This window comes from Streptomyces sp. NPDC107500 (assembly GCF_055582785.1).
Genome location: NZ_JBVJPF010000004.1, coordinates 116,117 through 129,051 on the forward strand (window position 1 = coordinate 116,117; position 12,935 = coordinate 129,051).

A 12,935-nucleotide genomic window follows, 5' to 3' on the forward strand; every position below is an offset into this window, starting at 1 on the left:
TCAGGTACCGGCGTGGTGCGGAACGACCGCATGTCGCGGTGGAGCGTGGTGTGCGGGCCCGGCGGGATTCGCCTTCTCCAGACGGCGGGTCCACAGCGAGGTCATGAGCAGCAGGGCCGCGAAGACCGACAGAAGAAGCGCGGACACCCACATCTGCCGGCTGCCGGGCGATTCCCACCCCGTCCAGGCGGTGGACACCGCCCACAGGGCGAGACCGACCAGGTAGGAGGCCCGGGTGCGGCGGAGCTGGCGCAGCCGGCGCACGGCCGACAGGGGTGCGGGGGAATCGGTGCTCGTTGCCATGCGGCACCGTGTACCCGGCACTCGGCACGCTATGGGCGCCGATCCTCGAAGTCCCTCCGGACGGCCGCGCCCTGGTCCTCCGTCAGCCCCCTGCCGTCGGGCGTCTCCAGGACGGAACCGCAGCGCTCGCACAGTGTGCCGCGCCCGGCCGGCGTGCCACATGCCTTGCAGTAGCGGCTGCGGCTCTGTCCCTCGGGTGTCTGCGGCATGGTCTCTCCTCCGGCTCGTGAACCTGACGGTTGCCGGGTGCCCGGGAGAGCGCCGGTGACACGAGGGGACCGGACCGGCCGGTACCTGAGTACGGGCTGAGTATCCGCGCTCATGCCGGGCGACGTGGCCCAGGCCACACTGCGAGGCATGACGAACTTCCCGCCCCCGGCCGAGGAACTGCGGTTCCTCGACGCCGAGCTGCGGCAGCTCGACGCCCGCCGTGCCGTCCTGCTGCGCCGCCGCGAGTGGCTGATCCACACCCTGCGGACGTCCGCCGCCCCACCGGTGTGGCGGGCCGCCGCTCCGGGTCCCGTCCCGGCGCCCGGACCCGACGCCACGGCGCCCGGTGTGCAGAACGTGCTGCTGGTCCTCGGCGGGGTCCTGCTGACGATCGCCGCGATCGCGTTCACCCTGGTCAGCTGGGGCCACATGGGGATCACCGGGCGGGGCCTGGTGCTCGGTGCGCTGACCGTGGGAGCACTCGGTGCGCCCCTGGTGCTGCTGCGGCGCGGGCTGCGGTCGACCGCCGAGGCCGTGGCGGGGCTGGGGCTGGCGCTGACCTCGCTGGACGCGTACGCGCTGTACGAGGTGGCGTTCACCGGGACGGACGGACTCGCGTACACGGCTGTCGCCTCCGCCGTGCTGGCTGCGGCGTGGGCCGCCTACGGCACGGCGACCGGCGCACTCGTGCCGCCGGCCGCGGATCGCCCCGTGGCGGAGGACGGCTCGGCGACGAAGGGCGTGCGCCTCACGCTCCGGCTGCCGCTCCCCCTCGCCGTGGGGACCGCGCACCTGCCGCTGCCGCTGTGGACGGTCGCCGTCGGCGCGGGCGCGCACACGCTCACGGCCGTGCTGCTGGTGACCGCCTCGGGCGGCACCGCGCTCGCCCTGCGAACCGCGCTCGTGCCGGTGCGCCTGGTCGCGGTCGTCGGGGCGCTGAGTACGGGTGCCGTCGGTGTCCTCGCGGCCGGCGGGCTCTGCTGGACCGCGGCCGATCCGGGCGAGGCCGCGCGGGCGGCGGCGCTGTTGGTCTTCGCCGCGGTGGTCGCGCTGCTCGCCGGCGGGTTCGCCCCGAGGGCGGACGTCGGGCTGGGCGCGGCACTGGCCGCCGGACTGTGCGTGGTCGCCGGGGCGGGCGGGGTGCTGCGCGTCTCGGTGCCCGCCGAGTGGACGGTGCCCGGGTGCCTGGCCTGCGCACTGGCCCTGCTCGCCGTCGTCCGCACAACGCTCCCCCAACCGCTTCGTCAGGGGCTGGTGTGGGCCTCGGTGGCTGTCCAGGGGATCTCCCTGCTGTGGACCCTCCCGCTGTTCGCCGGGACCCTTCTCGGTCCGGTCGCGGGGGTCGAGCGGCCGTGGTCCGGTGTGCCGGGGGACGCGCGGGACGCCGTGTTCACGCACATGCCCTGGCCCCCGTACGCGGGCACCGTGCCGCTCGTGCTCGCCGCCCTCGCCGTGGTGCTGGTGGTGGCCGAGCGGCGCGCGATCCAGCGGCCGGCGACCGCGGTGGGCGGGCTCGTCCTGGGGTGGGCGGCCGTGTTCGTGCTGCCGGTGGTGCTCGAACTGCCCTACGGGGCGGGTCTGGTGTCGCAGGGGACCGTGGTCCTGGCCGCCCTGGGGTACGCGGAGTGGGCACGGCGTACCGCCGCCGAGGCGTCGCCGTTGCCCCTCACGGCCCTCCTGCTGGCCCTCGTCACCTCGGTCCACCTCGCCTTCCTCTCGCTGGCCTCCGAGTCGGCGACGCTCGGTGTGCTCGTGGCGCTGGCGGTCCTGTTCGGTGCGGCCGGGTTCCGCCCGGCGCTCGGTCCGCTCGCCGCCCCCGCCGCGCTCGGGTACACCGCGGCGCTGGCGTGCGCGGTCGGCGCGTCCGCCGGATGGCGGCCGCACCACACGGCGCTGCTGGTCGTCGTCGTGCCCGCCGTCACCGCCCTGGTCGCCGCACGACTGGGCGGAGGTTCTCGGACCACGGTGCCGGTCGAGGGAGCCGGTGCGGCCGCGGGGGTACTCGCGCTCGCGCTCGCCGTGACGGACCTGCCGACACTGGCCCTGGTGCTCGCGCTCTGCGGGGTCGTCGCCGCCGGGACCGCGCTGCGCGCCGACCGCCGCCCGGCCGGTCACGCGGCCGCCGCGTTGTTCCTGCTGGCGGCCTGGGTCCGACTGGCCGCCTGGGACGTCACGACGCCGGAGGCCTACACCCTCCCGGTGACCGTGCCGGCGCTCGTCGTCGGCCTGCTGCGCCGGCGCCGCGAGCCGGCGGTCTCCTCGTGGACGGCGTACGGTGCCGCGCTGGCCGTCACTCTGGCGCCGAGCCTGTTCGCTACCTGGGGCGACCCGCACTGGACGCGCCCGCTGCTGCTCGGCGCGGCCTGCCTCGCGGTGACTCTGGCGGGTGCCCGGAACCGGCTCCAGGCGCCGCTGCTGCTCGGCGGGGCCACGCTCGCGCTGGTGGCGCTGCACGAACTCGCGCCGTACATCGCCCAGGCCGTCGACGCGCTGCCCCGCTGGGTGCCTCCGGCCCTCGCCGGTGTGGTGCTGCTCGTACTGGGCGCGACCTACGAACAGCGGCTGCGGGACGCGCGCAGGGTGCGGGAGGCGCTGGGCCGGCTGCACTGAGACGTGGCCGGCGGGGCCTCTGCCGAGGTCAGGTCGGCCGCCCGCCGAACTGCCAGTCGTGCACCTCGATGTCGGCGTACCGGTCCCGTGTGAGGCAGGACCGGGCCGCGTCCGCGTCCGGCGCCCGCACCAGCGCGGCGGTGCCCAGCCAGCCGGCGCCGTCGTCGGAGAGCAGGGGGCCGTAAGCGATCAGCTCGTCCCGGGCGGGCGGCACGGCGAGGTCGGCCGCCCGCCCGGAGCCCAGGCCGAGCACGAGGTACCGGTTGCCGTCGGTCGGCCCACCGGGGAAGTCCCACATGGTGCGCCCCAGCAGGTTCCGCCACCGGCGCAGCAGCACGTCCCGGTACACACCCGCCTGGTACCCGGGCTCGTCGAAGGCGAAGGCGCGGGCCGCGGCGGAGTCCGGCAGGTCGAGGATGTGCACGCTGCCGGTGGGAGCCTCGCCATCGCCGGAGAAGGTGGGACCGCGGGCGATCATCTCCTCCGCGTACCCGTCCATGTAGGACCAGTGCGCCTCCAGCAGCTCATGACGCAGCGTCAGGGAGCCGGGCCGGTCGCGGTGGTGGCAGAAGAACTCCATGCGCCCAGTGTTCATCACCGGGCGCGGGCCGCCACCACCGGCCCGGCCCCCGTCGTACGCCCGTCAGGCGTAGGCGCCCGACAGTGCCTCCACCCGCTCCCAGACGCGGGCCGAGCGGGCCTCGTCCACGACCGGGCGGCGGACGGCCCCGAGGGCCCAGTTCTGCTGCTCCTGCGTGGCGGAGTCCTTGCCGTGGAGTTCCACGGCGTGGCCCGAGAAGTCGCGCACGAGCACGGCGAACAGCTCGTCGAGGACGTCCTCGTCGAGGCCGGCCGGCTCCGCCTGCTCCAGGATGAGCTGGCCGTGCACCACCAGGGCGAACAGCTGGCCGACCGCGAGCAGCAGGTCCAGGTCGCGGCTCTGCCGCTCGTCGGGAGCGGCGGTCGTCACGAACGCGCACAGCGCGTCGGCCTGCTCGCGGAACCGGGCCACGTTGGGCACCCCGGCGTAGGCGTCGAACGCCGTGCGCCAGTCGTGGAACCGGATGGAGCCGAGTCCCCGCGCCGGGCCCTGGCGGAAGAGGAAGGAGTCGTCGGCCGCGTCGAGGCGGGTGGGCACCCGCGGACGGTCGACCGGGTCGAGCAGGTGGTTGCGCATGAATTTGAGGATCAGCGCGAGGTTGACGTGCACCGTTCCCTCGAGCTTCGGCAGACCCCGGATCTCGACCGCGGCCTGGGCGAAGTAGGTGTCCTTCTCGAACCCCTTCGCGGCGATGACGTCCCACATCAGGTCGATGACCTTCTCGCCCTCGGTGGTGACCTTCATCTTGGTCATCGGGTTGAACAGCAGGTAGCGGCGGTCGTCCGGGCCGGCGGTGCGGAAGTAGTCGACGGCGCGGTCGCTGAACAGCTTCATGCCGACGAGGCGCACGTAGGCGTCGACCAGTTCGCGCCGCACGTGAGGGAAGGCGGTGACCGGGCGGCCGTACAGGATGCGGTTGTGGGCGTGGGTGACGGCCTCGTACATGGCGTGTTCGCAGATGCCGATCGAGGCGGTGCACAGGTTGAACTTGCCGACGTTGACGGTGTTGAGGGCGGCGTCGAAGGCGGCCCGTCCGGTGTGCAGGACGTCCTCGGAGCCGACGGGGTAGTCGTCGAGCCGGAACTCGCTGACGTACTTGGAGGAGTCGACGACGTTCTTGACCAGGTGGTAGGCCGGGTGGCGGCTGTCGGCGGCGAAGAAGACGTATCCGTCCGGGCCCTCGACGTCCGTGCGGCGGCCGAACACCGAGACGAGTCCGGCCGCGTTGCCGTTGCCGATGTAGTACTTGGAGCCGGTCGCCCGGAAACCTCCCCTGCCGTCGGGTTCCAGCAGCATGTCCGTGGAGTAGATGTCGGCGCCGTGGCTCTTCTCGGAGAGGCCGAAGGCGAACACCTCACCCCGGGCGAGGAGTTCGGCCGCGCGGGCGCGGGCGGCGGCGTTGTCGCTCTGCCAGACCGGGCCGAGGCCGAGGATGGTGACCTGCCAGGCGTACCAGTAGTCGAGGCCGTAGAAGCCGAAGATCTCGTTGAGGGCGGCGATCCGGGCGGTGTCCCAGCGCTGGTCCGGCCGGTCGCCGTCCGCCGCGGGGGTGAGGAAGGTGGCGAACAGGCCCTCCTTCGCGGCGAAGGCGAGGAAGTCCTCCAGCCAGACGCGTGAGCGGTAGTCCTCGATCAGCCTGCGCTTGCCGCGCGCCTCGAACCAGTCGACCGTGGCGCGCAGCAGCCTGCGCGTCTCCGGGTCGAAGTGCGCCGGGTCGTAGGTGAGCGGGTTGAACAGGAACTGGTCGGCCATGAGGGGCTGCCTTCCGGAGCGGGTCGGACGAACTGACGTGGTTCTGGTGCGGCGGGGGCGCCGGGTGTTCAGGCGCGGGGCTTCCCGGCGTGGAGCCGGTGGAGGGTGTCGAGGACGTCGTCGAGCCAGGCGATGGTCATGCGCTCGTAGGCGATGCCGCCGCGCAGGACGACGTGCTGGAGTTCCTGGCCGGCGTCCAGGGGGCCGGGTGCTTCGGGGCCGGTGAAGTCCCGCTGCTCGCCGGTGAGATAGCGCCGGAGCCGGTCGTCGTGGGCCTTTCGGTGGCGCTCGACCTCGGAGAGCAGTGCCGTCGGGTCGTCGAAGGCGGCTCCGCGGATCTTGACGGCGAGTTCGTGGCGTACGCTCTCCGGTTCGATCGGCTCGTGCAGCCATGCCGAGAGCGCCACACGGCCGGGGGCCGCCACGGAGTACTCCTTCTTGTCCGGCCGCCCCTGCTGCGGGACGTCGCGGACGTGCAGGAGGCCGCCACCCTCCATGCGTCCGAGGACGCGGTAGATCTGCTGGTGGGTCGCGGTCCAGAAGTACCCGATGGACCGTTCGAACCGGCGCGCGAGTTCGTAGCCCGAGCCCGGCTTCTCCAGCAGCGAGACGAGGATCGCGTGTTCGAGCGCCATGCCCCGATCCTGCTATGCAACTTGTTGCATAGACAAGGCGGCAGGTCCGGATGAGACACGCCTCACCCCCCGGGGCGATCGTGCCGGACCACTGGACCCGGCGCCTCAGCGCATGTTCCACGCCTTCCGCAGGGCCGGCCGCACGTCGTCGCCGAGCAGGAGGTGGGTCGCCTGGCCGGGCAGGGTGGGCAGCTCGGCCCAGTGGGTCACGCTGTCGTCGCTGTCCGGGTCGTGGGGGAAGCGCACGACGCCGTCGGAGTCGACGAAGCAGTCGCGGTGCACCTCGCCGTCCTCGGTGTGGTGCCGGTCCGTGAAGTACATGGTCCTCACCAGCCAGAATTCCTGCCGTCGCGCGGTGACGGCATCGGCGGTGACCTCGGCCGGATACCGTCCGGTGATCGCCGCCGCTACGGGGTGACCGGCGCGCGGCAGCCGCTCGCGTACGTCGACCCAGGTCACCGTGTGCGGATCCGTCATCTCCACCCTCGCTCCAGGCTGTCGTCCGGCCGGCCTTCCTCCACCGCCGGCCCCCTTCGACAGGACCGCTCGACGGCCGCTGAGGTTGCCGGCCCGTCCCATCCGCAAAACAACGCAGCAATGGGCGTGTTGAGCCTCATCACGGGCATTCGGCTCGAAAGCCGGACGCCGGGTGATGGCGGCCGAGAGCCGTTGAGGAGAAGGGGATTCACATGCGCAGCAGGGGGATGAGGGCCGGCGCGATCGGCACCGCCGCCGTCATGGCGAGCGTGGTGCTGGCGGGATGCGGGGGCGACAGCGACCCGCAGGCCGAGGACACGGGCAAGGACAAGGGCGCGTCGGCGAGCGCCAGTTCGAGTGCGAGCGACGGCGGCTCCGGCGAGGGCGGCCAGGGGCAGGACACGAAGGCGGTCCGGGCGGCCTACGACAAGACGGCCGAGGCCGGGTCCGCGCGCATGACGATCGACATGCAGCTCACCGCCGGCGACCAGCGGATCGCGACCGACGGCGAGGGCACGCTCGACCTCGCCGAGGGCAACAGCGTGATGACCGTCACCGCCCAGAACAAGAAGATCGAGCAGCGCGTCGTCGACCAGGTCCTGTACCAGAAGGTGCCCGGGCAGAACGCGGGCGGCAAACCCTGGATCAAGATCGACCTCAAGAAGGTCGCCCAGCAGCAGGGCCTGGGCAGTCAGCAGCTCGGCGACCCGGCCCAGACCGCCGCCTACGCCAAGGCGATCACCGACAAGGACGTCGAGAAGGTCGGTACCGAGAAGATCGACGGCGCCGAGACCACCCACTACCGGGTGTCGGTCGACGTGGCCGAGCTGCCCGGCGGCGAACTGATGCGCCAGCAGCTCGGCCCGACGCTGCCGATGCAGGTCTGGCTCGACGACGACGGCCGGCTGCGGCGCCAGCAGATCGACATGACCGTCAAGGCACCGGCCTCCGCCTCCGCGAAGCCCGACAGCGGCTCGTCGCCCAAGGAACTCAAGATGAGCACGGTCATGAACTTCTCGGACTTCGGCACCGAGGTAGACGCCGAGGCGCCCCCCGCCGCCGAGGTGACCGACATGACCGGCAAGGCCCTCGAGGGCGCCGCGCAGCAGGGCTGAGCGCGGCCGAACTCCCGGTGAGCGGCGCCGTCGGGGAAGATGGACGGGTACGCCCTTCCCCGCCAGCGAGGAGAGTCCGCGCGGATGACCGCTTCCGCCTCCGGCCCGAGACAGCCCACCATCGCCGACGTCGCCCGCGTCGCGGGGGTCTCCCGGACCACCGTGTCCCACGCCCTCAACGGGCTGGGGAAGGTCGACCCCCGCACCCGGGAACGCGTCAGGCAGGCGGCCGCGGAGCTGGGATACCGGCCCAACCTCCGGGCCCAGAGGCTGCGCCGCGGAGAGGCGAAGGCGATCGCGCTGGCGTCCTCGATGCCGTTCGCCGTGGCGGGCGGCCCGTCCCGGCTCGGCTTCTACATGGAGGTCGCGGCGGCGGCCGCGGAGAGTGCCCTCACGCACGGCTTCGCGCTCGTGCTCGTACCGCCCGTCCAGTCGGGGTCGGCGCTGTACTCCGTGGACATCGACGGGGCCATCGTGGTCGAGCCGGACACCGAGGACGCCGCCGCGGCGCAGTTGCGCGAGCGCGGGCTGCCGTACGTGGCGCTCGGCAGGCCCATGGCACCGGACGAGGGCGTCCCGTACGTCGATCTGCGCGGTGCGCGGGTGACCGAGCTGCTGCTGCGGCACCTGCACGACCAGGGTGCTACCCGGCCGGCGCTGATGGTGGGCTCGGGCTCCCGGCACTCGTCCGTGGACGCGGTCGCCGCCTACGAGCACATGGCGCGCGAGTGGGGCTGGCCCCCGGTCGTGGCGCGGGTCGCCGAGTCGGGTGGCGAGCAGGCGGGCTACGAGGCCTGCGCCACGCTCCTCGCCGAACACCCCGGCACCGACGCGGTGTGCGCGATGGTCGACGCCTTCGCCGTGGGCGCGGTCCGGGCCGTCCGGGACAGCGGGCGGTCCGTTCCGGAAGACGTCATGGTGGCCACCCGCTACGACGGACTGCGCGCCCGCACCTGCGAACCGCCCCTGACGGCGGTGGACCTGCACCTGGAGCAGGCGGCGTCGGCTGCCGTCGAGCTGCTGCTGCGGAGGCTTCGCGGGGACACCACCACCCCGACAGTGGCCGTGTCCCCGGAGCCGGCGGTGATCGCCCGCGCCTCGTCGGTACGGGACCGGGGCGGTGACCGGGACCGGGACCGGAAGGACTGACGCCCCTCCGTCCTCTCCGTCACCCGCCGTCCCGGCCCGGCCCGTTCAGAAGCCCAGCAGCAGGACGACCCCGGAGACCAGCGCGAACACCAGCACGAACAGTCGCATCCTGCGGGCGTCCAGCCGGTGGTGCACCAGGCGGCTGAGCCCGGCCCCCAGCGCGATCGCCGGCAGCGCCGCCGCCGCCCAGCCGAGCTGGGACGACTCCGCCTTCCCCGTGGCGAACAGCAGCGCCAGGGAGGCGACCTCCCCCACGAGGAAGCAAGCGGCGACGGTGGAGCGGAGTTCGGCCGGTGAGCGGTGCTGGTAGACCAGCGCGAGCGGCGGACCGCCGACGCCGGTAGCCGTCTCCGTCAGTCCCGTCACGGCGCCCGCGCCCAGATAGGCGGCCCGGCCGGGAGTGAACACGGGCGCGGCCAGGCTCACCACGGCCGCGAGCACGGTCGCGGCCCCGACGAACACGCCGAGGCTGCGCTCCGGGATCAGCCAGAGGAGCGCCAGTCCCGCGGGGGTGGCCGCGAGCCGCGCCCCGGTGATCCAGCCGGCGCCCCGCAGGTCCAGCGACGCCCGTTCCCTCCAGGCGACGTACAGGTTGAGCGGGATCATCGCGGCCAGGACGAACACCGGCACGAGACCGGGGGCGAGGATGCCTGCCACGGGCGCGACGACCAGCGCGAAGCCGAGTCCGCTGCTGCCCTGGACGAAGGCGGCGACGGCCACCGTCACGGCCAGGGTGACCAGCGCGGGCCAGCTCACAGGATCACCGTCCGCTCGTGCCGTGCCCGAGCCTCGGTGGAGGTGGGGTGCGCCCGCACGACGCCCGCCCTGGCCACCGCCGCCCGGGCCAGTTCGGCCGCGCGTCGCACCAGCGCGGCACCGTCCCAGTCGGTGGGGCGGCCGTGCCACATGCGCAGCCGTCCCGCGACGAAGACGGCGGTGATCTGGTCGCGGTTGCCGCGCCGGACCAGCTCCCAGGGCAGGTCCCAGGAGAGCGCGAGTTCGGGCGTGTCGATGTCGACCAGGAGGAAGTCGGCGGCCCTGCCCGGTGCGACGGTCCCCGTGCGGCCGCCGAGACCCACGGCGTCCGCTCCCCCGCGTGTGGCGTGCTCCAGCCAGGTCCAGCCCGCCCCGCACGACGAGTCGCCGGTGGTCAGCCCGTACGCCAGGCGCTGGGCGAACTCGGCGGCCTCCGCGAGCCGGAAGCCGTCGCCGCGGGTGCCGTCGGTGCCGAGGCCGACGCGGATGCCGCGCTCGGTCATGTGGGTCGCGGCCGCGACCGCGTTGCCCTTCCAGGCGCTGGCGACCGGGTTGTAGCTGACCGCGGCGCCCGTGTCGGCGAGCAGGGACAGCTCTCGCGGGGTGAGCAGCGTGGCGTGTGCGGCGAGCAGCTGCGGGCCGAGGGCGCCGACGCGGTGCAGGTGTTCGAGGGGGCGCAGCCCGTGGCGCAGGAGCGACCGTTCGACGCCGGCGAGATGTTCGTTGACGTGGATCTGCACGACGGCGCCTGCCTCCGCCGCCAGTCGGGCGGTGTCGCGCAGGGTGCGTTCGGTGGCCGCCTCGGGGATGGAGACGGCGAGGGAGGGATGGACGAGCGGATCGCCGTCGTAGCGGGCGAGGTGCTTCTCGGCGTCGTCGAGGACGTCCCGGGGGTCGCTCCCGGGCTCGCGGTCGGTGTCGTTGCACACGAGGCCCAGGACGCAGCGGATGCCCGCGTCCCGCGCGGCGGACGCGACCACGTCCACGTCGACGTCGGCGCGGGTGCCCGCGTCGGTGACGGTCGTGAAACCGCCGCGCAGCGCCTCGAAGGAGGCCAGTTTGGCCGCCGTGTACGCCGACTCCTCGTCCAGTGCCCCCTCCAGCGGCACCCAGACCCGGCGGAAGATCTCCGACGGTTCCCCGAAGGCGAGCGCCGCTCCGAAGCTCTGCGTGAGGTGGTGGTGGGCGTCCACGAATCCGGGCATCAGCAGGTGTCCGGGGAGGCGTACGGCGTCGAGTCCCGGATGGGCCCCCGCCAGCTCCGCCGCCGGTCCGACGGCGCGGAAGAGTCCGTCGTCGACCAGTACGGCATACCCGTCGGTGGGGCCTTCGGGCAGCAGGACGGCGTCCGGCGCGAGCAGCAGAGGGCCCTGCCCGGTGAGGGGGGCGCGGTCGAGTCGGTTCATCGGTCGCTTTCTGTGCGGGGGTTGGTCAGCCGCGCGGCGATGCCCGGCCTGACGTGGTGGAAGAGGGCGTTGAGCACGGCGGCGACGCACGCGCCCACGGCGACCCCGCTCTCGAGCAGGATGCGGACGTTCGGCGGGAAGCCGCCGTAGACGCCGGGGACCAGGATCGGGAGCAGTCCCAGGGCGAGCGCGACGGCGACGACGAAGGTGCTGGTGTGCCGGTCGAGGTCGGACCGGCCGAGCATCTGGACGCCGAGTACGGTGATGACGCCGAAGACGATCATGGCGGTGCCGCCGACGACCGCGGACGGGATCGCGCTGATGGCGTGGGTGACGGGCGCCAGCAGCCCGATGACGACGAGCACGACGCCGGCCACGGCGGTGACGAAACGGCTGCGGACGCCGGTGACGCGGACGATGCCGATGTTCTCCCCGCTGGTGACCATGAGGGGCAGGCCGAAGCAGCCGCCCAGGAGCGAGGTGAGGGCGTCGCCGCGGACGGTCTTCGGGACGTCGGTGCGCTTGTCGATCGTCTTGCCGACCGCTTCGGCGTTGATGACGGTCTGGCCGGTGGCCTCGGCCATCGAGGCCAGGCTGTAGAGCATCAGGGGCAGCGCGGCGACGAGGTTGAACTCGGGTGTGCCGAAGGGCATCAGGTGCGGCAGGGTGACGAGTTGTCCGTCGGTGAGGGACCCGGTGTGGATCGCGCCGGTCGCGGCGGCGAGGGCGGTGCCGGCCAGCAGGCCGAGCATGACGGCCAGTTGGCGCAGGACGCCGGTGAAGAGCAGGTAGAAGACGACGGTGAACCCGATCGTCGCCATGCCCAGGCCGAGGTTGCCGGGGTCGGCGAAACCCGGTGAGCCGGGCGGGCCGGTGACGAGGAGCGCGCCGACCTTCACCAGGTTGACGCCCACGATCACGATCATCGTGCCGATGACGAGGGCGGGGAAGAAGGCCAGCAGCCGCGAGAACACCGGCAGTACGACGAAGCAGAACGCCGCCGTGAGGATCACGGCACCACCGGCGGTGGGCAGGCCGTGCTGCTCGGCGATGGCCAGGAAGAGGATGAGCGGGGCGCCGCCCGGCAGCATCACGAACGGCAGCCGGGGCCCGAACTTCCACGGGCCGAGCGACTGGATGAGGGATCCGACGCCGGAGAGCACGAAGGCCGCGGAGAGCAGGTCGACGGTGAGGCCGTCGTCCAGCCCGAGGGTGGCGCTCATCAGGAAGATCGCGGAGATGGGCGTGGCCGCCATCACGAGGACGTGCTGGACGCCGAAGAGCAGGATGCGGTGGAAGGGGCGCGACTCGTCCACGGGGTGGACGCCGGACCGTTCACCGGCGTCGGTCGAGGACCGCGCGTCGGCGGCGGGCTCCGGGGGCGGGGCCTGCGGGGGCTGGTCGGTACGTCCGGCCTGGGGCGGCCGGCTCTGGTGGGCACTGGTCACGTTGGACTCCGTTCGGGCCTGCAGCACGCTCGGGGTGGAACAGCGATCCGGCCCTGGACGGAGAGCCAAATCGATTTGGCCAAATCGATTTGGCCGCCAGTATGGGAGGGCCGCGAGCCCGCGTCAAGGACGGTGGCCGTCGGCGGCCGGTGACCGGACGCCGGTGCCCCGCGTCCGCGTCCTACCCTGAGAGGACACCGCCTGCCTCTGCTAGGAGCGCACCTTGGACACCCCACCACTGCCCGCCCTCCTGGAGGAGAACCCGGTCGTCGCCAGCGTCAAGGACGCGGAGGGCCTGGAGGCCGTGCTGCGCTCCGACTGCCGCGTGGTCTTCCTGCTCTACGGCACGGTCCTGGACCTGCCGGAGATCGTGGCCCGGCTGAAGGAGGACGGCCGTACGGTCCTGGTCAACGTCGACCTGCTGGAGGGCTTCGCCGGCAAGGAGATCGTCGTCCGGTACGTGAAGGAGAAGA

General features: G+C 73.3%; 12 protein-coding genes and 1 pseudogene. 4 read left to right on the top strand and 9 right to left on the bottom strand.

Going from position 1 to position 12,935, the window contains the following annotated elements:
• Together ACZ67M_RS17010 and ACZ67M_RS17015 are read right to left on the bottom strand one after the other, a co-directional pair.
• The gene (locus ACZ67M_RS17010) at nt 1–303 is read right to left on the bottom strand and encodes a hypothetical protein (protein WP_392012952.1); all 303 of its coding nucleotides are present in this window, start codon (nt 301–303) and stop codon (nt 1–3) included.
• A 29-nt stretch (nt 304–332) separates the two neighbouring features.
• Nucleotides 333–512 (bottom strand): hypothetical protein, encoded by a 180-nt coding sequence (locus tag ACZ67M_RS17015; RefSeq protein WP_392012953.1) that lies wholly within the window; start codon nt 510–512, stop codon nt 333–335.
• 148 nt (nt 513–660) lie between these two features.
• Between ACZ67M_RS17015 and ACZ67M_RS17020 the strand changes: the two genes are divergently transcribed.
• On the top strand, nt 661–3,123 hold the full coding sequence (locus ACZ67M_RS17020; protein ID WP_469851488.1) for an SCO7613 C-terminal domain-containing membrane protein: 2,463 nt from the start codon (nt 661–663) through the stop codon (nt 3,121–3,123).
• 28 nt (nt 3,124–3,151) lie between these two features.
• Here ACZ67M_RS17020 and ACZ67M_RS17025 read toward each other — a convergent pair whose 3' ends face one another.
• From ACZ67M_RS17025 to ACZ67M_RS17040, 4 genes are all read right to left on the bottom strand, one after another.
• Entirely contained in the window at nt 3,152–3,703 is a 552-nt protein-coding gene (locus ACZ67M_RS17025; protein WP_469851489.1) for a YciI family protein, read from the bottom strand.
• A 63-nt stretch (nt 3,704–3,766) separates the two neighbouring features.
• Nucleotides 3,767–5,476: an acyl-CoA dehydrogenase family protein gene (locus tag ACZ67M_RS17030; protein WP_469851491.1), complete on the bottom strand. Its 1,710-nt coding sequence runs from the start codon at nt 5,474–5,476 to the stop codon at nt 3,767–3,769.
• 68 nt (nt 5,477–5,544) lie between these two features.
• Nucleotides 5,545–6,111 carry a PadR family transcriptional regulator gene (locus ACZ67M_RS17035; RefSeq protein WP_392012958.1) on the bottom strand — a complete coding sequence of 189 codons (567 nt, stop codon included), beginning with the start codon at nt 6,109–6,111 and terminating at the stop codon, nt 5,545–5,547.
• Nucleotides 6,112–6,216: 105 nt separating this feature from the next.
• Nucleotides 6,217–6,588, bottom strand: a complete 372-nt coding sequence (locus tag ACZ67M_RS17040) for an AQJ64_40280 family protein (protein ID WP_469851494.1) — start codon at nt 6,586–6,588, stop codon at nt 6,217–6,219.
• Nucleotides 6,589–6,800: 212 nt separating this feature from the next.
• On the opposite strand from ACZ67M_RS17040, the gene ACZ67M_RS17045 reads away from it, so the two are divergent.
• Both ACZ67M_RS17045 and ACZ67M_RS17050 read left to right on the top strand, forming a co-directional pair.
• The gene (locus ACZ67M_RS17045; protein WP_469851495.1) at nt 6,801–7,703 is read left to right on the top strand and encodes an SCO4651 family lipoprotein; all 903 of its coding nucleotides are present in this window, start codon (nt 6,801–6,803) and stop codon (nt 7,701–7,703) included.
• Nucleotides 7,704–7,787: 84 nt separating this feature from the next.
• Entirely contained in the window at nt 7,788–8,852 is a 1,065-nt protein-coding gene (locus ACZ67M_RS17050) for a LacI family DNA-binding transcriptional regulator (protein WP_469851497.1), read from the top strand.
• Between the two features lie 45 nt (nt 8,853–8,897).
• Here ACZ67M_RS17050 and ACZ67M_RS17055 read toward each other — a convergent pair whose 3' ends face one another.
• From ACZ67M_RS17055 to ACZ67M_RS17065, 3 genes are read right to left on the bottom strand one after another with little or no spacing between them, the layout of a single operon-like run.
• Nucleotides 8,898–9,608 (bottom strand): sulfite exporter TauE/SafE family protein, encoded by a 711-nt coding sequence (locus ACZ67M_RS17055; protein WP_469851498.1) that lies wholly within the window; start codon nt 9,606–9,608, stop codon nt 8,898–8,900.
• Entirely contained in the window at nt 9,605–11,014 is a 1,410-nt protein-coding gene (locus ACZ67M_RS17060; protein WP_469851500.1) for an amidohydrolase family protein, read from the bottom strand. The genes ACZ67M_RS17055 and ACZ67M_RS17060 overlap by 4 nt, the downstream gene beginning before the upstream one ends.
• Entirely contained in the window at nt 11,011–12,330 is a 1,320-nt protein-coding gene (locus tag ACZ67M_RS17065; RefSeq protein WP_469852045.1) for a uracil-xanthine permease family protein, read from the bottom strand. Before ACZ67M_RS17065 ends, ACZ67M_RS17060 begins: the two co-directional genes overlap by 4 nt.
• A gap of 457 nt (nt 12,331–12,787) precedes the next feature.
• Here ACZ67M_RS17065 and ACZ67M_RS17070 point away from each other — a divergent pair.
• A pseudogene (locus ACZ67M_RS17070) lies at nt 12,788–12,880 on the top strand (glycerol-3-phosphate responsive antiterminator); the annotation flags it as partial.
• Nucleotides 12,881–12,935 lie beyond the last annotated feature (55 nt).